Genomic DNA, 21,465 nt, shown 5'->3' with positions numbered 1-21,465 from the left:
CGGCCGGGCTGGCGAGGGCGCTCCGGGAGATGGCGATCAGTCGGCCCTGATTTCGGCGCCATAGTCCGCATCGCTGACCTTCTCCATCCAGTCGACGACCTTGCCGTCGAGGGCTTCGGCGATCGCGACATGGGTCATGGCGGCGGAAGGCGAGGCGCCGTGCCAATGCTTCTCGCCCGGTTCGAACCAGACGATATCACCGGGGCGGATTTCCTCGACCGGACCGCCTTCGCGCTGGACGCGGCCAAGGCCGGATAGGACGATCAGTGTCTGGCCGAGCGGATGGGTGTGCCAGGCGGTGCGGGCGGCGGGCTCGAACGTGACGGTGGCGCCACCGACGCGGGCAGGGGACGAGCCGTTGAAGGGGGCATCGATGCGCACCGTGCCGGTGAAATAATCCGCCGGGCCCTTGGCCGAGGGCTGCGAGCCGCTTCGTCTGATGTTCATGGCGTCGATCCTTTGCAAATGGCGACGCGGCCGTGGTCGGGCCTGACGTCGTCGCTGTCGTCACTACAGCGCCGCGCGCCTTATTGGACGCGCAAAGGTCGCTGTAACACTTTGAATTGCTGCGTGTTTTTATCCCTAGATTGAATAGGATCTCAGGAAACATGCAGCAGCAATTTAGGGCGTGGGATTGATCAGGATTAGATGGTAAATATCGCACGAGCTTATGAGGGGAATTCATGAATGCCGCGCCAGCCGATCAATGACCTCATCGCCTTCCTTGCTGTAGCAAGGGAACGGAGCTTTACGAAGGCGGCAGCGCAGCTCGGGGTCTCACAGTCGGCGCTGAGCCACACCATCCGCGGGCTCGAGGCGCGGCTGGGCTTGAGGCTCCTGACGCGCACGACCCGCAGCGTCTCGCCGACCGAAGCTGGCGAGCGGCTGCTGGTGTCGATTGGGCCGCGCCTGGATGAGATCGACCAGGAACTGGCAGCGCTCAGCGCGTTTCGCGACAAGCCGGCGGGTACGATCCGCATCACCGCCGGCGAGCATGCGGCCGATCGCATCCTCTGGCCGGCGCTGGAGCGGCTCTTGCCTGATTATCCGGATGTTCATGTCGAGGTGATCGTCGACTACGGCCTGACCGATATCGTCTCGGAGCGCTACGACGCCGGCGTGCGCCTCGGCGAGCAGGTGGCCAAGGACATGATCGCCGTGCGCATCGGGCCCGACATGCGCATGGCGGTGGTCGGCGCACCCGCCTATTTCGCCACACGGAAAATGCCGCTAATGCCGCAGGACCTGACGGAGCACAATTGCATCAACTTGCGCCTGCCGACCCATGGCGGCATCTATGCCTGGGAATTCGAGAGGCAAGGCCGCGAGGTGAAGGTGCGGGTCGAGGGCCAACTCGTCTTCAACAACATCGCGCTCAGGCTGAACGCGGCCCTTGGCGGGCTGGGCCTGACCTACCTGCCTGAAGATGCCGTCGCGCCCTATCTCGCCTCGGGCCAGCTGGTGCAGGTTCTGGAAGATTGGTGCCCGCCCTTTGCCGGCTACCACCTCTATTACCCGAGCCGCCGGCAAACGTCGCCCGCATTTGCATTGATTGCCGACGCGCTGCGGTATCGGGGTCCGCGTCACAAGTCATTCCAGCAGGCGTGATCGTTGAAACTTTTCAAGAGCTACACGCAAAGAGCGCCCGTTGCCGGACGCCCTAAGGTTGCCTCAATGCCTTACGATTGGCAGCGGTGCCCAAAAGCAAGCAGCCACGTTCACGTTATCAATTTTTCGGCGATTCCAAGATTAATGAAGGGTTAATCCACCGAATTATTTGATTGCCGGTGCAATCCAGGCGACAGCGCCGATAGTATTTCGCCCGTTTCCATTAGAAAGCCGCAGTTGCTCGCTTTTCTCCTGCGCGCAAACTCGTGTTGAAGCCGTTGCAGCGCAGCCTGTTGGGCGCTGCTATAAACGGCGTCCTTCCGCGCTTGGCTTGGTAATTCCTGTTAAACATAAGGAGATTGCTATGAAAACGGAGATTGCAATTGGACTGACGCTGGCGTTCTCGACCCTCCTTGCAACCGGTGTGATGGCCCAGACCAAATACGGTTCAGAAGCCGGCTGGGACATTCTCGTGAAGGACAACATGGGGCCAGGATGCTTGATCACAAAATCAAACGCAGACGGTACACAAGTTCAGATGGGCATCGATGCAACGGCCGCGCTGCGTGGCTACATGGCGCTCTACACCAAAGCTGATGCTAATGTTGCTGCAAACGAAAAGCTTGCGGTCCTGTTCGATGTCGATGGCCAGCAGTTCAGCGGCGAGGCGAAGGGCCAAGCCATAGACGGCTATCGCGGCGCGTTCGTATGGGTCAACAATGCTGACTTCATCTATGACCTGGCCAAGAAGAAGGCTGTGACGATTACGCCCCAGGGCGGCAATCCCATTGTCGTAAAATTGGCCGGAACCGACGCAGCCTTCAAGGCCCTGAGGGCTTGCCAGGCCGCTCAGTAATCACGCCCTGACAAGCTCGAATGGACCGCGAGCGGGAGCGTGGTGCATCTGCGCATTGATGATGTCGCGTGCGTTGCTACAGCGCCGCGCGTCTTATTAGACGCGCAAAGGTCGCTGTAGCACTTTGAATTGCTGCATGTTTTTATCCTTAAATCGAATAGGATCTAAGGAAACATGCAGTAGCGCATTCCCGGCATTCCAAACTTACCGCCTGATGGCGTTTCGACCTATTCCCGAGCCCCGGTGCTGAGTGGTTGGTTCCGACGAACCGTTCCGCTCAGGGCGGAGCGCGCGACTTGCTCTCCCTCATTCCGGCCGTGTACCGGCATCCAGCGACTTGGCGGCTGTCAGGTCAAAAGACCTTTCAGCCCAAGGACTTGGGCTGGCTGGATTCCGGCACAAGGCCGGAATGAGGGAGTTTTTAGGCAGTCAGTGGATTTAGATCTTTCCGCATCACAGATGACTTTGCGTCCGCAGCTCCGCTGCGGCACCCTCAGCCTTCCCGCCGGATCGTCGGTTCGGGCGAACCCTTCCACTCGAAGGTGATCGTTTGGCCCTGGCGGATGTTCTGGATGACGGCGGGGCGGAAGACGGCGATGCATTCGCCTGAGAGGTGACGGGCGGAGGGGTAGATCAGGCCGTTGCCGCCTTCCGCGTAGACAGTGGCGGCGAGTGCCTGACCGGCCGGATAGGCAAGGGTCGGGTCGGAGTCGAGATAGGTAGCATCGGTTTCGCCGCGGACATCGTGGAAACGGCAGGTGAAGCCGGCGATCAGCTCGCGGTAGGCGCCGATGTCTTGGAACATACCGGCGTCGGCAAGCGCGCGGGTGCGGTGATAGACGATCTCGGCCTGGCAGGTTTCGAGCGCGGTGTCGCCGAAGGCGCAGTACCAGGCGCCGCGGTCCTCGTTGTTGAAGCGGTTGCCCGGCGGGCGGGCGTGGCAGAAGGCGGCGTTGATCAGCGACCAGCCGTAGCCGAAGGATTCGTTCAGAAGCTCCGCCGGGTTGACACCGGCGGGTAGCGCCAGCGGGCTCAGCCGCGCGGATGTCAGCGCCTCCAGCCGGTTGAGGATCTCGATGTCGTCCTCGTCGTCGCAGAGCGGCTTGACGGCCGGCTCGTCGATATAGGCGGTCGAGATCAGCCGGATGGTGGCCGGATCGGTAAAATCGATCTCGGCGATCATAGGCCGCCGCGCAGGCCATCGAGATAGCGGCGCACCTTCATCATCGCGGGTATGCCGCCCTCGATCATCAGGTCGACCGGCGACTGGCCGTCGAAGACCGGCCCGGTGTTGACCGCCTTTGGCCATTGATAGGTCAGCGGTCCGTTGAAATAGAGCCGCAGGCCCTTGAAGATGCCGACGATCAGGCTGGCACGCATGCGCTTGTCCTGGTCGAGCTTGCCCTTGAAGTCGCCGGCCTTCATCCGGTTCCAGGTGGCGATCGGCACGTCGAAGAGCTGCGACGCTTCCCGGTTGGTCAGCTTCCACAGGTCGCAGGCCTTCACCACCGCCCTGACGATGACGGCTTCCTCATGTCTTGCCGCGTCGCGGTCGGGGGCAAGAACCGGCTGTGCGCTGGGCATGAACGTCTCCTATGAAATCCCGTGCCGTATCATATGATATAAAATGGGGGTTTTGAGCTGGAAGTCAAGGGGAGGTGTGGTGTCCGACAGCGACGCGTGGCCGGGTGGGTTCTCGCCGGGCTCTCGCAGTTTTGCCACTCACTGCTGTCGCAGATTGGCCCCTCACCCTAACCCTCTCCCCGCAGGCGGGGAGAGGGGACGCGGTACAGAGTGGGTTGCAACTCGGCGATCCCTCTCATGGTGATCGGGAGGCTTTGGTATGGCGCGATGTGAATGGGTAGGGCGCCGCGGGTTTCCTTCTCCCCGCATGCGGGGAGAAGGTGGCCGGCAGGCCGGATGAGGGGCAACGCGCTTCGCCGCGTTGGCAATAGCGTGCTCTCACACATGCGGGCCCAGCAGCGAAAGATCGGCTTCGCCAAGTCGGTCCTTGGCGCTGCGCAGCTGGTGCCAGTAGGGATAGATGACCGGCGGCAGACTGACGGCGTCGAGCAGTTCGCGCTCCTCATCGGTAAGCTTGAGGCTTGCGGCGGCAAGGTTGTCGCGGAACTGCTCCTCCCGGCGACCGCCGATGATGACGGAGGTGACGCCCTTGCGGTCGATCAGCCAGGCAAGGGCGATCTGGGCTGGCGAGACGCCGCGCTCGCCTGATATCGCTACCAGCATGTCGACGATCTTCCACAGCCGTTCTTCGTCGCGGATCGGCGGCTCGTTCCAGCCGGCGAGCTGGCGGGTACCCTCCGGCGTCTGGTTGCGCCGGTGCTTGCCCGACAGCAGGCCGCCGGCAAGCGGGCTCCAGACGAGCACGCCGAGGCCCTGGTCGATGCTGATCGGCAGCAGTTCGTATTCGGCCTCGCGGGCTTCGAGCGTGTAGTGGATCTGCTGGCTGACGAAGCGGTGGCGGCGGTCGAGCGCGCTGATGCCGAGCGCCTTCATGATGTGCCAGCCGGAATAGTTGGAGCAGCCGATGTAGCGCACCTTGCCGTGGCGAACGAGCGTGTCGAGCGCCTCCATCGTTTCTTCGAGCGGCGTCTGGCCGTCCCATTCGTGCACTTGGTAGAGATCGATGACATCGGTCTTCAACCGCCTGAGGCTCGCTTCGCAGGCGGCAATCAGGTGGTGGCGGGAGAGGCCGCCGTCGTTCGGGCCCGGCCCCATGTTGAAACGCGCCTTGGTGGCAACCAGCACGCCGTTCTTGCGCTTGCCGGCGAGGATGTCGCCGATAATTTCCTCCGAGCCGCCGGTGGAATAGATATCGGCGGTGTCGATCAGGTTGACGCCGGCATCGAGGCACATGTCGACATAGCGGCGCGCCTCGTCGAGACCGACATTGCCGACCTGCGCGAACTTGCCGCCGCCACCGATCGTCATCGTTCCCATGGTGATCGTCGAGATTTTCAGGCCGGAGCGGCCAAGCAGTCGGTATTCCATCTGGCTTTCCTCTTCCCTGTGGTGTCGGCCTTTGCTGTTGGGTGACAAATTAGGGGCGGAGCGAGGCGGAACAAGGTGACGGTGCGGATGAGGCGTCGGCTCCGCGTCGAACGGGAGAACGTCCGCGCGTGCGGCGCCGCAATGCTACTTATAATAGATGCATCGCTTGATCGGGCAATGCCTTGTATCATGGCGGGCGGAGAGGCGTTGGAAGGGCGGGCAATGAGCAATCACTATTGTCTCGGCCGGATCGATTTCGGCGTGGGCAGTTCGGCCTTCTGGTGCCTCGATACGCCCGGAACGCTGGTCGTTTTCCTGCACGGTTTTACCGGCGCCGCGGAGGCGACGTGGCACAATGCCAGTGCCTATATCCGGCGGGATGCGCTTTTTTCCTCTGCGGACGTTCTCTTCCTCGGTTATGACAGCGTGCGCAGCCGGGCGCGTGTGATCAGTCGCTGGGTGCTCGATCTGTTTCGCAAGCTGCTGGCCGAGCCGGCCGAATTTTCCAATCGCTACATCTATTACGGAGCGCAGCGGCAGCCCTTCATCTACGACCGGGTCGTCGTGGTGGCGCATTCGCTGGGTGGCGCGATCATGCGGCAGGTGGCGCTGGATCTCGCCCGCGCCAACGACGCCTATGCGGATCACATCCAGCTTCTGCTCTTTGCGCCTGCTCACAAGGGATCGAACGCGCTGCACAACGCGGGCGGGATGATGGTGGGGCACGGGATACTGGCGGCGCTGCGATGCGGCCTGCTCTACAAGGCACCGATCCTGGAAGACCTTCGGCCTAAATCGGACTTCATAAGGGATATCGAAGCCGGGACGTTGACGCGGCTGGCGCGGGGCCGACTGCGATGTCTGGTCGCGACCAAGATCACGATCGGCCAGTATGAAAATATCGTCGAACCCGGCGATTTTGCGCAGGATCCGCCGTTCTATACCGTTGATCGTCGCAACCACACGGATGTCTGCAAGAGCGATGCCGGCTATCGCCGGGTACTCGACGACATCGAGGAGTGCCTGCGGTGAGCGACGTGGCAAGCCCCCAACTGTCGCTGGAGAGCTTTGCCGGTTTCGAGCACAATTGCTTCGAGCGGCACGATCTGCGCCTCTACAACTTGCCCGTTGTCGGCAGCGGCTATCTTCTGGCGCGCTGGGCCGCATCCAGACAGGTGCGGCTTGCCTGGCTCGCCTATCTCCAGACGTCGATACTGCGCTACGAATATCTGGCAAGCCGGGGCGAGATCGAACGGGGCGTGCCGGACGCCGGCATCGTGCGCCTGGCGGAGGCGGAAGCCGCGCGCGGCTCGCCGATGTCGCCTTCTACCGTCCGGCTGGCGCTCATCCTCGCCAGGCGCTCGATGCCCTATTTCAACCTTGACCATGAACTGAGTGAGCTTGGCCCGCTCGATGAAGCGGAATGGACCGAGCTGATCGACACGGCGTTCCGGATCGATATCTTCCTGTGCTCGCGGCCACGCTTTTCCGAGACGTTGCGCGCCTTGCCGCGCTATCCTGAGGCCGATCTCGGGGCCGACGGTTATCTCTTCCTCGTCAATTTTCTGTCGATCCTGGGTTTGCGCTCGGAGCTCAGCGCCGGTTCGCGGGGCTACCTGCAACGCAAGATCAACATCGTGCTGCACTCGCTCGGACTGAATGTCGATGCGCTTCGCGCCGATCTCTACCGGGTACAGGACGAGATCGGCCGCCGGGAAATACCGTCTTCGCGCGCGAGGCTTGAGCCGATCGATGTCAGCATCGCGCTGTTTGAAACCGAACTTCAGGCGGCCTGGGAGCTGGTGCGCACGCTCGAGGTTCTGCAGCCGGCGAAGGCGAGGGACAGCGGCCCGGAAGGCAGCGGGCAGGCCGAGCCGCAACCACAATTCTAGGGTGCGGCGTCCGACGGCGGGCGGCGGTTTCGAGGCCGTTTCAGGCCCCGGCAAGAAAGCGCGCGGGCATGAGATCCTTATAGGGAAACATGTGGAAATAGGGGCGCGCCTCGGCCAGCACGCGGGTCATCGAAGGGCGTTCGAGCAGCCGTTCGAAATAGGCGGAGAGATGCGGATAGGCGTCGGCAAAGGGCTCGACAATTCCGGCATAAAAGAGTGCGGGGGCCGCGGCGCAATCTGCAAGGCTGAAGGCGGCACCGCCGGCAAAGGCGTTGATTGCGAAATGCCGGTCGGCCATGCGATAGGCGACGCCGAGCGTAGCGCGGGCATCTGCGACACCGCGATGGTCGTTCTCGCCCTGGGCGCGCAGCGTGTCGGTGACGATCTTCTGCATCGGCACATGGATGTAGAGATCGAAGAAGCGATCCCAGAGCCGCGCCTGTAGCGCCGCGTCGCTATCCCTGGGGATCAGCGGCTGGCTGCCGGGGTAATGGCGATCGACATATTCGATGATGATGGACGTCTCCGGGATGGTGACATCGCGGGCGCTGTCGCGCAGCACCGGCATCTTGCCGACCGGCCAGAGCTCAGCGAAACGGGCCGCCTCCACGGGATCCAGAAGATCGACCAGGCTCGGCTCGAAGGGTGTATCGTTCTCATAGAGCGCGATCAGCACCTTGTGGCAGAATGAGGCGAGCGGATGCAGATAAAGCGTGAGCGACATGCGGACAATCTCCGATGCTGACGGTTCAGGCGGGCGTTGCGTCCGGTAACCCGGCGCAACGCTGATGGGTCGGATTTTACTGGGGAACTTATGGCAAAACTGATGCACTTATGCAATCAGTTTTTGGAGTGTTGCGAACGCCAAGTGGCGTGCTTTGAAGCACGGTTCGTGTTCCGTTTTTGCCCAAGGCCATTGAAAGCCCAAAAGATGCGCTAGACTTAATAGAAGGCAGGGCGTCGAAACGCACGGCGCTCCGCAACAGGGGAGGATCGCCGATGCGCTGCTTCACGGTAGTTGGGCCTTCGCAGACCGGAAAATCCACGCTGGTGGAAAAACTGGCTGCGCTGGGGGAAAGCTCCAGAAAGGCCACGTCACCTTATGGATTGAACATCACCGAATTCGAGATCGGCAAGGAAGCCTGGTGCGCGCTCGATGCGCCCGGCGGCACCGAGGCGCTCGCGCACGCGCAGCACGCGCTTCTGGCGAGCGACGCCTGCGTGCTCTGCGTCTCGCCGGCGCCGGAGGAGGCGGTGCTGGCAGCGCCCTATCTCAAGGTGATCGAAGCATCGGGCACGCCCTGCATCATCTTCGTCAACCGCATGGACGAGCCGCGCGGCCGGTTGCGGGATGTCATCGCCGCGCTGCAGGACTATTCCAGCCACATGCTGATCCTGCGGCAGGTGCCGATCCGCGAAGGCGACAGGATCGTCGGCAGCTGCGACCTGATCTCCGAGCGGGCCTGGCGCTATCGCGAGGGCCAGACCTCGGCGCTGATCGAGATCCCGGATACGACGCTGGAGCGCGAGAAGGAAGCGCGCACCGAATTGCTCGAACATCTCTCGGAATTCGACGACTGGCTGCTCGAAGAGCTGATCGAGGATCGCGAGCCCGGCAGCGACACGATCTATGCCATCTCCTCGCGGCTGCTCAGGGAAAACCGGATCATCCCTGTTCTCGTCGGCGCGGCGAGCCACAGCAACGGCATCCTGCGGCTGATGAAGGCGCTGAGGCACGAGGCGCCGCCGGTCGACACGCTGCGAAAAAGGCTCGGCGAGGCGAGCAAGGTTCCCGAAGCGAACCTCGCTGCCGTCAGCTTTCATGCCTATCACCGCCAGAATGTCGGCAAGACCGTGCTTGTCCGCGCGCTTTCAAACGGCATCAAACAGGGTGCGGCACTCGGCGGCGGCGGTGTCGGCTCGGTGCAGGACCCGGCGACCGGAAAACCGCTTGCCACAGGGACACCGGAGCCTGGCACGATCTTTGCCGCCGTCAAATCCGACCACCTGCCGGTGCCGGCGCTTCTGACCGGCACTGCCGCATCCGAGGCGCCTGACTGGACGGTGCCGCCGACGCCGATGCTGGAGCGCATCCTGGTGCCCGACAGCGAGCGCGACGAGACCAAGCTTTCCGGTACGCTTGCGAAGCTGGCGGAGACCGATCGCAGCCTCAAGGTGATGCAGGAGGAGGGCACAGGCGCGCAGCTGATCTGCGTGCAGGGGCCGGTGCATCTGCGCGATCTCTGCAAGACGCTGGCCGATGTCTTCCATGTCGGCGTCACCGATAGGCCGCCGAGCCCGACCTATCGCGAGACGGTGCTCAAACCCTCAGACGTGCACTACCGCCACCGCAAGCAGACGGGCGGGGCGGGGCAGTTTGCCGACGTCAAGCTCAGTGTTCACCCCAACCAGCGCGGCGGCGGCTTCAGCTTCAACGAGACGGTGAAGGGCGGCGCGGTGCCACGCAACTTCATCCCGGCGATCGAGGCGGGCGCACGCGAGGCGATGGAGAAGGGGCCGCTCGGCTTTCAGGTGATCGATGTCGGCGTGACGCTGACGGATGGCCAGCACCATCAGGTCGACAGCTCCGAATTCGCCTTCCGGGCTGCTGCCAAGATGGGCGTGCGCCAGGCGCTGTCGCAGGCCTCCGCCGTGCTGATGCAGCCGGTGGTGCGCGTCGAGATCCACATCCCGTCGATCTATTCCGGCAGCCTGGTGCCGGTTGTCTCGACCTTCAAGGGCCAGGTGCTCGGCTTCGACCGCGACGAGGCGGCCAAGGGCTGGGACGTTTTTCGCGCCCTGGTGCCGGGCTCGGCGCTCGACGAGCTGGCGCGGGCGTTGCGTTCGGCAACGCAAGGGATCGGCTACTTCTCCAAGAACTTCGACCATTTCGAGGAGCTCTACGGCAAGGAGGCCGAGGCGGTGATCCATTCTCATGGGACGGCGCAGGCTGGGTAGGTCGCGCACGGACCAGGCTTTCGCTCCGGCATAGTCCTCGGCGGCCCATGCGGCGAGGCTCCGGGCCGCGCCAGGCAAACGGTTCGGCAAACTGGCCGGCTTGTCTCATTTTTCCCATCAAATTGGGTGTCCGGGCTGGAGACAGGCGGTTTTCCTCCTACTTCAAGTCGTTCAGGCCGGATTGGGCAACGAACAGTGAGAGGACGACACAATGGCCAAGAATACGATCTGCCTATGGTACGACAAGGACGCGGAGGAGGCGGCCCGCTTTTATGCCGCGACCTTTCCCGACAGCGCAGTAGGCGCTGTGATCCGTGCGCCTGGAGATTATCCGGATGGAAAACAGGGAGATGTGCTGGTCGTTGAATTCACGGTTGCGGGTGTTGCCTGTATCGGCCTGAACGGTGGCTCCACGTTCAAACACAGCGAAGCCTTCTCCTTTCAGATCGCAACCGACAGTCAGGAAGAAACCGACCGCTACTGGAACGCCATCGTCGGCAACGGTGGCAAGGAAAGCGAATGCGGCTGGTGCAAGGACAAATGGGGCCTGTCCTGGCAGATCACGCCGCGCGTGCTGACCGATGCGCTCGCCATAGGCGGTGCTGAGGCCAAGCGTGCATTCGACGCGATGATGACCATGAGGAAGATTGACGTGGCGGCGATCGAAGCGGCGCGCCGCGGCTGAGACCATCCCTTTCGCGGGCGACGCGCCTGGCGTGAAGCGCGCCGGGCGGCGCGAGCTGGTCAGATGGTTGCTCTGTCCTTCCATCCACCTTCAGAGGACCGCGCGAGCGCAACAGGCGCCTGCGGCCTCACCAGCCGCGGCAAATGGCGGCTCTGCGTAGACGCAGCCGGCTACCTCAACACAACGGCCTACAATCTGGCTTTCAGCCACGGCAGCCGAGGATGCCGGGTCGTGGCCATGGCGCGCAAGTCCTCCCTGTCGGGCCGGAGGCGCGTTCTTTCCAAAAGAAGGCAGGACTAGGACGGACGCATTGGTGCCGCCGTTTTGGCAGGGCCAGGTCCAAACCGACGCCTGGCAAGAAGCTGCCAGCCACCACGCGCCAGCAGCAGGGGGCTTGCCGCGCGCAATCGTCTGGCGTAAATATCGCCCATCGCGAAAAGCGACTGCTTCCCTTGATCCGCTCAGTGGCGGAGTAAACAGGTGGACGAATTCACGTCCAGGCGGTCAAGCACACGCCATCCGTACGCCTGACGTATGGATCGGCCAGCGGTTCCCAGAACATCAAACGCCTGACCTCTGTCGGGCCTTATCGTGAGCTCATGGCGCCTGGCGGCGTCCGCATGCTTGCGTCCATCGGAACCTGTCATGACCAGACCCCTCATCGTCATCTTTACTGCCATTGTCCTCGATGCCATCGGCATCGGCCTCATCTTTCCAATCCTGCCCTCGCTGCTCAAGGAGGTGACCCACGCCGACAACGTCGCCCCCTATATCGGCATCATGACCGCACTTTACGCGGTGATGCAGTTCATCTTTGCGCCGGTGCTCGGCGCGCTCAGCGATCGGCTGGGCCGTCGGCCGGTGCTCTTGATTTCGCTTGGCGGTGCCGCCATCAACTACCTGTTCCTGGCTTTTGCACCCAATCTCTGGATGCTCTTCATCGGCCGCGCGATCGCCGGCCTGACGAGCGCCAACATGTCGGTGGCATCAGCCTACATCACCGACATCTCGCCGGAGGATAAGCGCGCCCGGCGCTTCGGCCTGTTCAACGCCATGTTCGGTATCGGCTTCATCATCGGCCCAGTGCTTGGCGGCGTTTTGGGCGACACTTGGCTGCGGCTGCCATTCATCGCGGCGGCCGTGCTGAACGGCTTCAATCTGCTGCTGGCGTTCTTCATCCTGCCGGAGTCGCGCGCGCCGAGCCGGGAGAAGATCGATCTTGCAGCGCTGAACCCGCTTCGGCCGCTGCGCTGGGTGTTTTCTGTGAAGAGCCTGCTTTCCCGTCATCCTCACCTTCTTCATCTTCAGCGCCACCGGCGACGCTTATGGCACCTGCTGGGCGCTCTGGGGCAGCGACACCTTTCAATGGAACGGGCTCTGGATCGGCCTTTCACTCGGCGCCTTTGGCGTCTGCCAGGCCCTTGCCCAGGCCTTCCTTCCCGGTCCGGTCGTGAAACTGCTCGGCGAGCGCGCCACCATCCTGACGGGCATCGCTGGCGTTTGTCTTGCGCTTGTTGTCATGGCGTTTGCGACAGAGGGTTGGATGATCTTCGCGATCATGGCGGTTTTCGCGCTTGGCGGCATTGGCACGCCGGCGCTGCAATCCCTGGCGACCCGGCAGGTCGACGAGGACCAGCAGGGCCAGTTCCAGGGCGTGCTGACGTCGGCCGTCAGCCTCGCCTCGATCGTGGCGCCGCTGGCGTTCTCAAGCTTCTATTTCGTCGTCCGGGAGCAATGGCCCGGTGCAATCTGGCTTACGGTCGTCGTCATCTATGCGATCGCCGTGCCCCTGGTTCTCGGTCTGCGGTATGGGCATTCGCTGCCTGACGCCGGCCCAGCGACGTCGTCATCCCGAGGGTGAGATCGCGTCGGCTGCATAGTGGTCGCGGAGCGGTACGGTTGCCCCGTCACGGCCACTCCGCGCCTTAGCCAGCGGAGCCGGCCGGGGCAATCTCGGCATAGCGGCGTTGGCGCTCGTCGATTTCCTGCAGCAGCCAGCCGAGAAAGCTCTTGGTCACCGGTTTGGTACGGAACAGCTCTTCCTGGCAGACGAACTGGTAGGTCTCTGCCGGTTCGTAATAGTGGTCGTGCACCAGGCAGATCTGTCCGGTTCTGAGCTCATATTCGACCATAGTGCGGTCGACGAGGGCGACGCCCTGTCCTTCCTTGACCGCCTCGAGGATGATGTGCTGGTCGTCGAAGATCAGGTCCTGGCGGCTGGGCGAAAGCCGGAGGCCGGAGGAGGCGATCCAGCTCTGCCATTCCTGAAGGCCGCGATAGTGCAGGCGGTTGCCCGAGAGAAGATCGTGCTTGTCGGCCTGCCCCTCCCAAGTGGCTTTGCCGCAGACCGGCACCAGGCGCTCGCGCAAGAGCCGCTGCGAAAACCGGGCGGGTGGCGGGTGCAGGCAATAGTCGATGATGACGTCGGCGGTGCCGGAGGCGGGCGTGTTGGTTTCGAGGTGGGAGAGGTGGATCTGCAGGCCGGGATTTTCGGCCAGAAACTCAGAGATGCGTGGCGCAATCAGCTTCATCGAAAAGAACGGCCCGACCTTGACCCGCAGGATCTTCTGGGTGTTGCGCGGGCGGATATGCTGGACGACGCCTTCGAGATCGTCGAAGGCGCGGTTGCAGGAGGCAAAGAGCAGGGCACCCTCGGGCGTCAGTTCGACGCCGTGCTGCTTCCGGACGAACACGCTGAGGCCGAGATTGTCTTCGAGAATTCGGATCTGGTGGCTGATGGCGCCCTGGCCGATGCAGAGCTCGTTTGCCGCCGCCGTGAGGCTGCCATTGCGCGCCGCCGCTTCGAAGGCGCGCAGGGATTTCAGGCTCGGCAGATCGCGCATGGGTTTCTCCGGAAGGCGGTTCAATCGCTCAAGTATATATGAATTTTTTGGATGGCTGGGATTATTTCTTTGACATTGCGAAGCGCTGCCGCATCCCCCATTGTCGATGAATAATAAAGCGAAAATGCAACAACGATCGGCAGCAAGTTTACGGAATAACAAGCGAAATCCGCATTGGGTGTAACCCGGTGTGCGGCTTTGCGAGCGATATTCCGGGAGGCGCCGAGAAGAACAATAAAGGGAACGAGTTGCAAAAGAAGTTCATGAGTGCGGCAGCGATGTTCTTCGCCTGTGCGATGGCTGGCACCAGCCTTGCGGCGGACAAGCTGGCGATCGGCACGGAAGGCGATTATGCGCCCTTCAACTATGTGACGGCGAGCGGCGAGATCAAAGGGTTCGACTACGATATCGGCCAGGCGGTCTGCGCCGAGATCAAGATGGAATGCGTGTGGAGCACCAACGAGTGGTCCGGCATCATTCCCGCCCTTCAGGCAAAGAAGTTCGACGTGATGATCGCCTCGATGGCGATCAACGAGGACCGCAAGAAGGAAGTCGACTTCACCAAGCCCTACTACTTCAACGCCATGCGCTTCATCACCCGCAAGGACCTGGGCTTGGCGCAAGTTTCACCGGAGGCGCTGAAGGGCAAGGTGATCGGCACGCAGTCCGGCTCGGTGGCGGTCGAGGCGCTGCAGGAGTTCTTTCCCGACAGCGAGATAAAACTCTATCCAACGCTCAGCGAAGTGTTTCTCGACATGGCCAACGGCCGCCTCGACCTGATCCTCGAAGGGCAGATGGCGCTGACCGACTGGCTGGCCAAGGACGACAGCGGCTGCTGCGATTTCGTCGGCGACAGCTTCATTCTCGACACCGCCCAGGGCAACGCCATGGCGGTGCGCAAGGGCAACGAGGCGCTGCTTTCCAAGCTCAATTCCGGGCTGGAGGCGATCATGGCGAACGGCACCTACGAGAAGATCCGCAAACAGTATTTCGACTTCGACATCATGGCGCGGCCGAAGAGCACGACCGAATATTTCCGGTGAGGCGAGGGGCTAGAGCAGGATCGTTATTGGCTCATCGAAGCCCCTCATCCGGCCTGCCGGCCACCTTCTCCCCGCATGCGGGAGGAAGGGACATTGCGGCACCCGCTCGCAACCCCAACAGCCGCCAGCCCTCTCAGCTTTCTCTTCTGTCACGACAAGGTGACGGCGTCGCTGCCGCGCCCGCAACGTTCGCAACAGTGAATGAGTGCGCAAGGTGATGCGCGCGTGGCGGCCTCGTTCCCTCTCCCCGCCTGCGGGGAGAGGGTCAGGGTGTGTTGCACGCCTCTCACAAGGAATTCGCGTGTTGTGCGTTGCGCTCAGCGCAGGGCGCGGCAAGCGGTGGGCGCGGCGCCGGGGTGTTCGCGCTTCCCCGGCGCCCGTTTCCTCGATTTTCTCCCAGTCCCAACATGAAAGTGCATGCGATGAGCTTCAAGGTCGCCGTTCTCGAGTTCAACCAGGAAACCAACACGTTCTCGAAGCTGAAGACCGGCTTTAAAGATTTTCAGATGTGCCACTACTTCAAGGGCGCGGCGATCGAGGACAATTGCCGCGGCACCAATTCGGAAATCGGCGGCTTCATCGACTGTTGCGATCGTTATGGCTGGGAGTCGGTCTATACGGTGGCGGCGCGGGCGGAGCCCGGCGGAAGGGTCGACGAGGAAACGCGGCTGCGCTTCGTCGAAGATGTGACGGCGGCGCTCAACGGCGAAAAACTCGACGGCGTCTTCATCGTCTTTCACGGCGCCATGTGCACCGAAACGGCCGACGATGCGCAGATCCAGTTGTTAGAGACGGTCAGAGGCATCGTCGGGTCCGATCTGCCCATCGCTGCCACCTTCGACCTTCATGCCAATTCCGCGCCTGACATGGCCGCGCTGCTGGACATTGCCGTGTCGTTCCGCACCTATCCGCATGTCGACATGGCCGAGTGCGGCCACAAGGCCGGCGCGCTGCTGGAGGCGGCGATGCGCAGGGAGATCACGCCCGCCATCGCCATCCGCCAGCCGCCGATGATCAATGGCTGCAACGACGGCCGCACGACCCATGCCTGCGCCATGACCGAACTCCTGGAGATCGCCGATGCCATCGCTGAGGAGAATGGGATCCTTGCGACCTCCATCAATGCCGGCTTCTACGACGCCGACATCCACAACACCGGACCTTCTGCCGTGATCTGCTACGACAAGGCGCGGGTTGCCGACGCCGATGCCATTGCGCACGCCGAGCGGCTCTGCGACGAGATCTGGCGGCGGCGCGAGCATCAGGACCAGCAATTGCCGCTTGCCGCGCTGCCGGGCGCCATCGCGAAACATTTCGCGGCCAAGCGCGAGCCCGGGCCGCTGGTGATCGCCGATTTCTCCGACAATCCCGGCTGCGGCGCCTACAGCGATTCCACCTGCCTGCTCACAGGCCTGCTGCAGGCGGGTGTCGAAAACGCAGCCTTCGGGGCGATGTGCGACCCAGCTGTGGTGGCCGAACTGATCGAAGCCGGCCTCGGCGCCGAGCGGGAGGTGACGCTCGGCTGCAAGATCGACCCTGCGGTCGGCGGCGGGCCGATCCGGGTGAGGGGCACGGTGCAGGCGATCTCCGATGGCCGGATCATCTTCGAAGGGCCGATGTTCCAGGGCCTGCCGGCGTCGCTCGGCCCAAGCGTGCGCTTCCATGTCTCAGGCATCGACATCCTGATTTCGAGCGAGCGGCAGCAGCTGCTCGACCAGAACCTGTTTCGCGCCGTCGGCATCGAGCCCGCCCGCTACGACATCGTCGTCGTCAAGTCGCAGCAACATTTCCGCGCCGCCTTCGGCCCGATCGCGTCTGATATCATCGAGGTCGACGCCGATGGTCTGAGCACCGCCAATATCGGGGCACGGGCATTCAAACGCGTGCGCCGGCCGATCTATCCGCTGGATAGGGAGGCAGAGATTGTGGCGGCGCGCTAGACCGGGGCGAGTATTGTGATGGCGAGCAGGATGAAAAAGGCGACCATGGTGCCGACAACGAAAAGCGCCATTGTTCGCAGAAGCTCCGGCATCCCGTCAGACGCACCAGCTCCGTCTGCCGACAGGGAGGCGGGTTTCTCGGTAACATCGTGCCAACCGCGCCGTTCGAGCTGACGGCTTATCCTCTCGTGCTCGGCCGCATAGCCCCGGTAACACAGCCAGCCCGGACTGGTGAAATCATAGAATGTCTCGCCGAGGCCGCGAATTTTTGCAAGCAGCCTGGCCGCGCCTTTCCGCGTATATGAGCAGCTCTCATCGTCGGGAGAACGCGCCCAATGTCGTTCAACGAGCAAGCCGTAAAGCGCGTTGCACCCTTCCATTGTCAGGGCGAGGTTTCGGATCTCGGAACTTTGGCAGAGATCGTAATCGAGGCGTTCGTTGCGGCCTTGCAACATGTACTCCGGCAACGATTGATCGTCCTCAAACACGACATCGTCGGGGCCTATCGTCAGCGTGCCCCAACGCCAGTGGACCGGGATTGCCACGGCGGCGCTGGACCAGGCGCGATTATGATCGTTGAGCGGTCGCCGCCAATGAGGGCCTTGGGGCGCAAGGCGCACCCGACCGCGCGTACCATCCGGCAGCCGGACATTGTCGGCGGCGAACAGCCCGTAGTGCCCATAATGCAGAACGGCAACCCCGTGCCGCCGCCCGAAGTCCCTCCATCGCAGTGGTGTCCCGGTCACATCCACAGGCAGCAAATACCCTTCCGGATACACGTCATCTTCGAATGGCCACATGGCTATCGGCACCTCGGCAACCGGCCACTCCTGCGGCAGAAGATCCCACCGGTAACGAGAGCGAGCGCGTTCGTCCATTTAGCAACCAGGGCGTTAGTATTTTGATAAAAGGGGGCGGACAGCGAGCGGTGGCTTGCGACAATTTCAGCCTCGCCTCCTTCCTGCATCGAGCGGAAAAGTCATTGAGTTCGGCTGGAAGGGAGGGCAGCGCCGAGGCCTCGCTCAGCAAGCGCATTGATCTCGCCGCGTGATCCCGTCACCTTCGCTGCACGACGATCGCCAGCCGCGAATCGCCATCATCCCCCAGTCGGCACCCTCGCTCGCACCGCCCACAGTGAACGGTGACGACATTGCATCTGAACCGTGTTATCGTTTCAGCCCAATATAGACGGGGAAAACATGCCGCGCCCACTGTCCATTGGCGCATTTTCCCTGACGCCAAATTGGGTGCGTCCAGAGCGATGACTGGGTCGACTGCCGACGTGTCGATACCGAGATTGGTCAACTCTGGCGACGTGGATTGGTCGAATTCGATCTGCGCAAAACCGGCTACATCAATCGATTCTCGCCTCCCAAGACGACGCGACGATGAAGGCGGAGATCATGAAGCTTCTTGAAGAGGGCTAAAGCGCGTAGCAATCTCTAGGATTCGCTTGCCGCGCTCTAAGTTCTTGCTTTTACGCATGTCGTTATCGCAAAACCGCGGCGCACTTTTGCGCGACATGCGTTAGGCGCCGCCGCCGCTAACCAGAGATGAAGGCCATGACGGGGTTCGAGCATACCGCGTTAACCCGGTTGAGCCAGTTCTTCAGCCCGGCCGCTGCCGCGCATCCTGGCCTCTCCGGCTTTAGCCTCTTGAGCGAGGCGCGACATGCCTTCATCACGCGTCTGGCGCTGGCCGACCTGGCCGAGAAACATCTCGACATGCAGTATTATGTGTGGGACGGCGATACAACCGGCCGGATCATCGTCGACCGGGTGATGCGGGCGGCCGATCGCGGGGTCAGGGTGCGGCTCCTGGTCGACGATCCCTATTACAAGGCCAGTGATCAGGTCAAAGCTGCCCTCGACGCCCACCCCAACGTCGAAATCCGTCTGTTCAACCCGACCAAGAACCGGAGGTGGTCCAGGCTAGACTTCCTTGTCGACTTCCGCCGGGTCAACCGCCGCATGCACAACAAGCTGATGGTGGCCGACAATTCGGCGGCGATCGTTGGCGGCCGCAATATCGGCGACGACTACTATGGCGTGAACACCGTCGCCAATTTTCGCGATCTGGATGTGCTGGCGGTCGGGCCCGTTGTGGACGATCTGTCGGGGGTGTTCGACCGATACTGGAACAGCGCCTCGACGAGGCCGATCGCGACCATCGTCAAGCGCACCTATGGCGCCGCCGATCTCGACGCCATTCTGACCCGCTTGCGCCAGGAGATTGCCGCCGCCGAATACCCCTATCCGATCGACCAGGATCTCGGCGAGCTGGCGACCCGGAGCGCCGAGCTGCGCGACGGTCTCGTGTGGGCGCCAGGGCGGATCATCGCCGACGACCCGGAAGCAATCGCCAGCGGCAAGGCGGCCGACGACGTTACCGCCTTCATTCGCGGGCGGGTCACCGAGTTGAAGGAGGAACTGCTCGTCGAGGCGCCCTATTTCGCCTTGCCCGCCGGGGCGCAGGCGATCGTCAAGGCGCTGCACGAGCGCCATGTTCGGGTGCGCGTGCTGACCAACTCGCTCGCTTCGAACAACCAGATCGCCGCGCATTCGGTCTATGCCAAGACCCGCAGGCGCCTTCTCGAGAACGGCCTGGAGCTCTACGAACTGCGCGCGGACACCGACGCATTCCGGTCAGGCTGGTCGCACCATTCCGGGCGGTCGCGGGCGGCCTTGCACACCAAGGCCATGGTCTTCGACAACAAGGCCGTGTTCATCGGCAGTTTCAACCTCGACCCGCGATCCGCGGTAATCAACACGGAAGCCGGCCTGTATATCGAGAGTTCGGAGCTTGCCTCGAGGCTGACGGCCTATATGGCGACCGGCGTCGCGCCCGCCAACAGCTACCACGTCTTCCTTGATCCTAATGGCGCGATCGTCTGGAAGACGGTGCGGGACGGCGAGATCGTCAGCTACGGCGACGAGCCCGAAACGGGATTCCGCCGGCGGCTCATCGCCGACCTCGTGAAACTCCTGCCGATCGACTCGCAAGTTTGACGCCGATCGCTTTGCGACCGGCGTGCAGCCTGACGTCCCGGCATTGCTGGGCCGTAAACGGCGCGACGACGTGAGCGCGCGCTGAAGCATGGAAGAATCTCCGCAGACGCGCCTCTTAGAGCAGTTGCGTGCCTGTTGGCGCGACGACGGTCCCCGTAAGTACCCATTGGTATCCGCTCACACAGTTGCCAATCGCGCCTCATGCGTCGCCGCCGCTATTTCAGCATGACGACGGCTTCGACCTCGAAGAGCATGGGGTCGATGGCAAGCTTGGGGACGGGGATCAGCGTCTGCGCCGGCAGGGACGCGCCGAACATTTCCTTGACGTTTTTGGTCAGGACCTCGAGCTTGGACATGTCGTGATCGACCACGAAGACCGTGAGTTTGGCGACCTGATCCGGTTTGGCGCCGAGCGCATCGAGGGCGGTGCGCAGATTTGCGTAGGCCTGCCTGACCTGGACGGCAAAGTCGGGCGACAGGGCGCCGGTGCTGTCCTGGCCGCCCTGTCCGGAGATGTAGGCAACCCGGCCTTCACGGGGCACGATCACCGCCGTGCTGTAGCCGTTCGGCGTCGGGTCGTAGAGGTTTTGCGGATTGACGATGGTCAGCTTGAGATCATTCTCATTCGCTGTCGTCGCAGTGGGAACTGCCATGCTCATGATGATTAGCCCTCCGATAAGCAGATGCTTGCTGTCGCGTGACATGATTTTCTCTTGGCTCCGAGAGGACCGTGAGCAACCGACGCTCACGGCCTGCAGGATTGAACTTGAACGCATTGCCGATGCGATTGACTCGTACGTTGTACGATTAAATTGCATCGTACAACGTACGCGTCAATTGGTCAGGATCGACATTCGGCGGATTGTCGGCTTAAAACGACGCTCTGATCAGCAAGGAAAAACGATGGCAGCCAAACGCAGCGGCACTCAGAGCAAACGGCCTCAGCGGAAGGCTGCGTCACTCCAGCCTGTGCAGGAGCCACGCGGTGAAGCGCCGCTCTCCCTGGAACGGATCGTGGCGACCGCGGTAGACCTGCTTGATGCCGAAGGGGTCGACGGATTGAAGATGCGTCGGCTGGCCGATCGCCTCGGCGCCGGCGCGATGAGCCTCTATTGGCATGTCGGCAACAAGGACGAGGTCTTTGATCTGGCGCTCGACGCGGTGCTCGAATATCGCGGGCCGTCGCATAGGGTCGAGGCTCAAGACTGGCGCGGGGACGTCGTTCATATGCTCGAAGACTGGCGCGCCGTCATGCTGCGCCATCCCTGGTCGGCATCGCTATTGCCGCGCCGGGCGCTCGGCCCGAACATGCTCAATCGCCTGGAACTCCTGAGCAGGACCCTGTCGGGAGCCGGTGTTTCGGACGCGGACTTGAACGTCGCGATATGGTCGCTCTGGAACTATGTGATGGGCGCTACCATCACTCGGGCGAGCTTCGACCTCTCGGACGAGGACAGGGCCGCCGGGCAGCAGCGCCTTGCAGGTCTCAGCGAACACTACCCGACGATTGAACGCTCTCGTCTGCTATTGGATAACGACTGGGACGGTGCTTTCAGGAAAGGCCTCGACTTCCTGCTCGATGGCCTCGGCCCGAGACGATGAGCGCGCGACGACACGGTT

18 protein-coding genes and 1 pseudogene are annotated in these 21,465 nt (G+C 62.6%); 11 read left to right on the top strand and 8 right to left on the bottom strand.

Features of this window, described 5'->3' with window-relative positions:
- Positions 1–36: 36 nt before the first annotated feature.
- Entirely contained in the window at positions 37–447 is a 411-nt protein-coding gene (locus J3R84_RS09780; RefSeq protein ID WP_203528161.1) for a (R)-mandelonitrile lyase, read from the bottom strand.
- A 240-nt stretch (positions 448–687) separates the two neighbouring features.
- Between J3R84_RS09780 and J3R84_RS09775 the strand changes: the two genes are divergently transcribed.
- Entirely contained in the window at positions 688–1,608 is a 921-nt protein-coding gene (locus J3R84_RS09775; protein WP_025427550.1) for a LysR family transcriptional regulator, read from the top strand.
- Positions 1,609–1,972: 364 nt separating this feature from the next.
- Entirely contained in the window at positions 1,973–2,464 is a 492-nt protein-coding gene (locus J3R84_RS09770) for a hypothetical protein (protein ID WP_025427549.1), read from the top strand.
- Positions 2,465–2,957: 493 nt separating this feature from the next.
- On the opposite strand, the gene J3R84_RS09765 is transcribed toward J3R84_RS09770, so the two are convergent.
- The 3 genes from J3R84_RS09765 to J3R84_RS09755 form a co-directional block, all read right to left on the bottom strand.
- On the bottom strand, positions 2,958–3,647 hold the full coding sequence (locus tag J3R84_RS09765; protein WP_025427548.1) for an RES family NAD+ phosphorylase: 690 nt from the start codon (positions 3,645–3,647) through the stop codon (positions 2,958–2,960).
- Entirely contained in the window at positions 3,644–4,048 is a 405-nt protein-coding gene (locus J3R84_RS09760) for an antitoxin Xre-like helix-turn-helix domain-containing protein (RefSeq protein ID WP_025427547.1), read from the bottom strand. Before J3R84_RS09760 ends, J3R84_RS09765 begins: the two co-directional genes overlap by 4 nt.
- Positions 4,049–4,426: 378 nt before the next feature.
- Positions 4,427–5,476: an aldo/keto reductase gene (locus J3R84_RS09755; protein WP_025427546.1), complete on the bottom strand. Its 1,050-nt coding sequence runs from the start codon at positions 5,474–5,476 to the stop codon at positions 4,427–4,429.
- Between the two features lie 222 nt (positions 5,477–5,698).
- Here J3R84_RS09755 and J3R84_RS09750 point away from each other — a divergent pair, with 222 nt between their 5' ends.
- Together J3R84_RS09750 and J3R84_RS09745 are read left to right on the top strand one after the other, a co-directional pair.
- Positions 5,699–6,508, top strand: a complete 810-nt coding sequence (locus J3R84_RS09750) for an alpha/beta fold hydrolase (protein WP_025427545.1) — start codon at positions 5,699–5,701, stop codon at positions 6,506–6,508.
- Positions 6,505–7,368, top strand: a complete 864-nt coding sequence (locus J3R84_RS09745) for a hypothetical protein (RefSeq protein WP_203528159.1) — start codon at positions 6,505–6,507, stop codon at positions 7,366–7,368. The genes J3R84_RS09750 and J3R84_RS09745 overlap by 4 nt, the downstream gene beginning before the upstream one ends.
- A gap of 40 nt (positions 7,369–7,408) precedes the next feature.
- Here the strand turns inward: J3R84_RS09745 and J3R84_RS09740 are convergent, their stop codons facing one another.
- Positions 7,409–8,092 (bottom strand): glutathione S-transferase family protein, encoded by a 684-nt coding sequence (locus J3R84_RS09740; RefSeq protein ID WP_025427543.1) that lies wholly within the window; start codon positions 8,090–8,092, stop codon positions 7,409–7,411.
- Between the two features lie 275 nt (positions 8,093–8,367).
- Here J3R84_RS09740 and J3R84_RS09735 point away from each other — a divergent pair, with 275 nt between their 5' ends.
- The 3 genes and pseudogenes from J3R84_RS09735 (at position 8,368) to J3R84_RS09725 (ending at position 12,872) form a co-directional block, all read left to right on the top strand.
- Positions 8,368–10,326 carry an elongation factor G gene (locus J3R84_RS09735; RefSeq protein WP_025427542.1) on the top strand — a complete coding sequence of 653 codons (1,959 nt, stop codon included), beginning with the start codon at positions 8,368–8,370 and terminating at the stop codon, positions 10,324–10,326.
- A 211-nt stretch (positions 10,327–10,537) separates the two neighbouring features.
- Positions 10,538–11,011 (top strand): VOC family protein, encoded by a 474-nt coding sequence (locus J3R84_RS09730; RefSeq protein WP_025427541.1) that lies wholly within the window; start codon positions 10,538–10,540, stop codon positions 11,009–11,011.
- Positions 11,012–11,656: 645 nt separating this feature from the next.
- Positions 11,657–12,872: pseudogene (locus tag J3R84_RS09725) on the top strand (TCR/Tet family MFS transporter).
- Positions 12,873–12,936: 64 nt separating this feature from the next.
- On the opposite strand, the gene J3R84_RS09720 reads toward J3R84_RS09725, so the two are convergent.
- Positions 12,937–13,854, bottom strand: coding sequence for a LysR substrate-binding domain-containing protein (locus tag J3R84_RS09720; protein ID WP_057206207.1), 918 nt, complete (start codon positions 13,852–13,854; stop codon positions 12,937–12,939).
- 263 nt (positions 13,855–14,117) lie between these two features.
- On the opposite strand from J3R84_RS09720, the gene J3R84_RS09715 reads away from it, so the two are divergent.
- Both J3R84_RS09715 and J3R84_RS09710 read left to right on the top strand, forming a co-directional pair.
- Positions 14,118–14,897, top strand: a complete 780-nt coding sequence (locus J3R84_RS09715) for a transporter substrate-binding domain-containing protein (protein WP_225906315.1) — start codon at positions 14,118–14,120, stop codon at positions 14,895–14,897.
- Between the two features lie 422 nt (positions 14,898–15,319).
- On the top strand, positions 15,320–16,837 hold the full coding sequence (locus tag J3R84_RS09710; RefSeq protein ID WP_025427537.1) for a M81 family metallopeptidase: 1,518 nt from the start codon (positions 15,320–15,322) through the stop codon (positions 16,835–16,837).
- Here J3R84_RS09710 and J3R84_RS09705 read toward each other — a convergent pair.
- On the bottom strand, positions 16,834–17,715 hold the full coding sequence (locus J3R84_RS09705) for a hypothetical protein (protein ID WP_203528157.1): 882 nt from the start codon (positions 17,713–17,715) through the stop codon (positions 16,834–16,836). The genes J3R84_RS09710 and J3R84_RS09705 overlap by 4 nt on opposite strands.
- 684 nt (positions 17,716–18,399) lie before the next feature.
- On the opposite strand from J3R84_RS09705, the gene J3R84_RS09700 reads away from it, so the two are divergent.
- On the top strand, positions 18,400–19,845 hold the full coding sequence (locus J3R84_RS09700) for a phospholipase D family protein (protein ID WP_158268924.1): 1,446 nt from the start codon (positions 18,400–18,402) through the stop codon (positions 19,843–19,845).
- Between the two features lie 215 nt (positions 19,846–20,060).
- Here the strand turns inward: J3R84_RS09700 and J3R84_RS09695 are convergent, their stop codons facing one another.
- Entirely contained in the window at positions 20,061–20,549 is a 489-nt protein-coding gene (locus tag J3R84_RS09695) for a RidA family protein (protein WP_025427534.1), read from the bottom strand.
- 199 nt (positions 20,550–20,748) lie between these two features.
- Between J3R84_RS09695 and J3R84_RS09690 the strand changes: the two genes are divergently transcribed.
- Complete coding sequence (locus J3R84_RS09690; protein WP_203528155.1) at positions 20,749–21,447, top strand: TetR/AcrR family transcriptional regulator; 699 nt, start codon at positions 20,749–20,751, stop codon at positions 21,445–21,447.
- The last annotated feature ends 18 nt before the right edge of the window (positions 21,448–21,465 follow it).

Origin of the sequence: Ensifer canadensis (assembly GCF_017488845.2) — a bacterium.
GTDB lineage: Bacteria > Pseudomonadota > Alphaproteobacteria > Rhizobiales > Rhizobiaceae > Ensifer > Ensifer canadensis.
Note: the sequence above shows the minus strand (reverse complement) of the source record. Positions and strands in the feature narration are given on the sequence as shown.

Coding starts and splice junctions, on each gene's coding strand:
- J3R84_RS09780 (WP_203528161.1), bottom strand. CDS start 447: ATGAACATCAGACGAAGCGGCTCGCAGCCCTCGGCCAAGGGCCCGGCG.
- J3R84_RS09775 (WP_025427550.1), top strand. CDS start 688: ATGCCGCGCCAGCCGATCAATGACCTCATCGCCTTCCTTGCTGTAGCA.
- J3R84_RS09770 (WP_025427549.1), top strand. CDS start 1,973: ATGAAAACGGAGATTGCAATTGGACTGACGCTGGCGTTCTCGACCCTC.
- J3R84_RS09765 (WP_025427548.1), bottom strand. CDS start 3,647: ATGATCGCCGAGATCGATTTTACCGATCCGGCCACCATCCGGCTGATC.
- J3R84_RS09760 (WP_025427547.1), bottom strand. CDS start 4,048: ATGCCCAGCGCACAGCCGGTTCTTGCCCCCGACCGCGACGCGGCAAGA.
- J3R84_RS09755 (WP_025427546.1), bottom strand. CDS start 5,476: ATGGAATACCGACTGCTTGGCCGCTCCGGCCTGAAAATCTCGACGATC.
- J3R84_RS09750 (WP_025427545.1), top strand. CDS start 5,699: ATGAGCAATCACTATTGTCTCGGCCGGATCGATTTCGGCGTGGGCAGT.
- J3R84_RS09740 (WP_025427543.1), bottom strand. CDS start 8,092: ATGTCGCTCACGCTTTATCTGCATCCGCTCGCCTCATTCTGCCACAAG.
- J3R84_RS09735 (WP_025427542.1), top strand. CDS start 8,368: ATGCGCTGCTTCACGGTAGTTGGGCCTTCGCAGACCGGAAAATCCACG.
- J3R84_RS09730 (WP_025427541.1), top strand. CDS start 10,538: ATGGCCAAGAATACGATCTGCCTATGGTACGACAAGGACGCGGAGGAG.
- J3R84_RS09720 (WP_057206207.1), bottom strand. CDS start 13,854: ATGCGCGATCTGCCGAGCCTGAAATCCCTGCGCGCCTTCGAAGCGGCG.
- J3R84_RS09715 (WP_225906315.1), top strand. CDS start 14,118: ATGAGTGCGGCAGCGATGTTCTTCGCCTGTGCGATGGCTGGCACCAGC.
- J3R84_RS09710 (WP_025427537.1), top strand. CDS start 15,320: ATGAGCTTCAAGGTCGCCGTTCTCGAGTTCAACCAGGAAACCAACACG.
- J3R84_RS09705 (WP_203528157.1), bottom strand. CDS start 17,715: ATGGACGAACGCGCTCGCTCTCGTTACCGGTGGGATCTTCTGCCGCAG.
- J3R84_RS09700 (WP_158268924.1), top strand. CDS start 18,400: ATGACGGGGTTCGAGCATACCGCGTTAACCCGGTTGAGCCAGTTCTTC.
- J3R84_RS09695 (WP_025427534.1), bottom strand. CDS start 20,549: ATGTCACGCGACAGCAAGCATCTGCTTATCGGAGGGCTAATCATCATG.
- J3R84_RS09690 (WP_203528155.1), top strand. CDS start 20,749: ATGGCAGCCAAACGCAGCGGCACTCAGAGCAAACGGCCTCAGCGGAAG.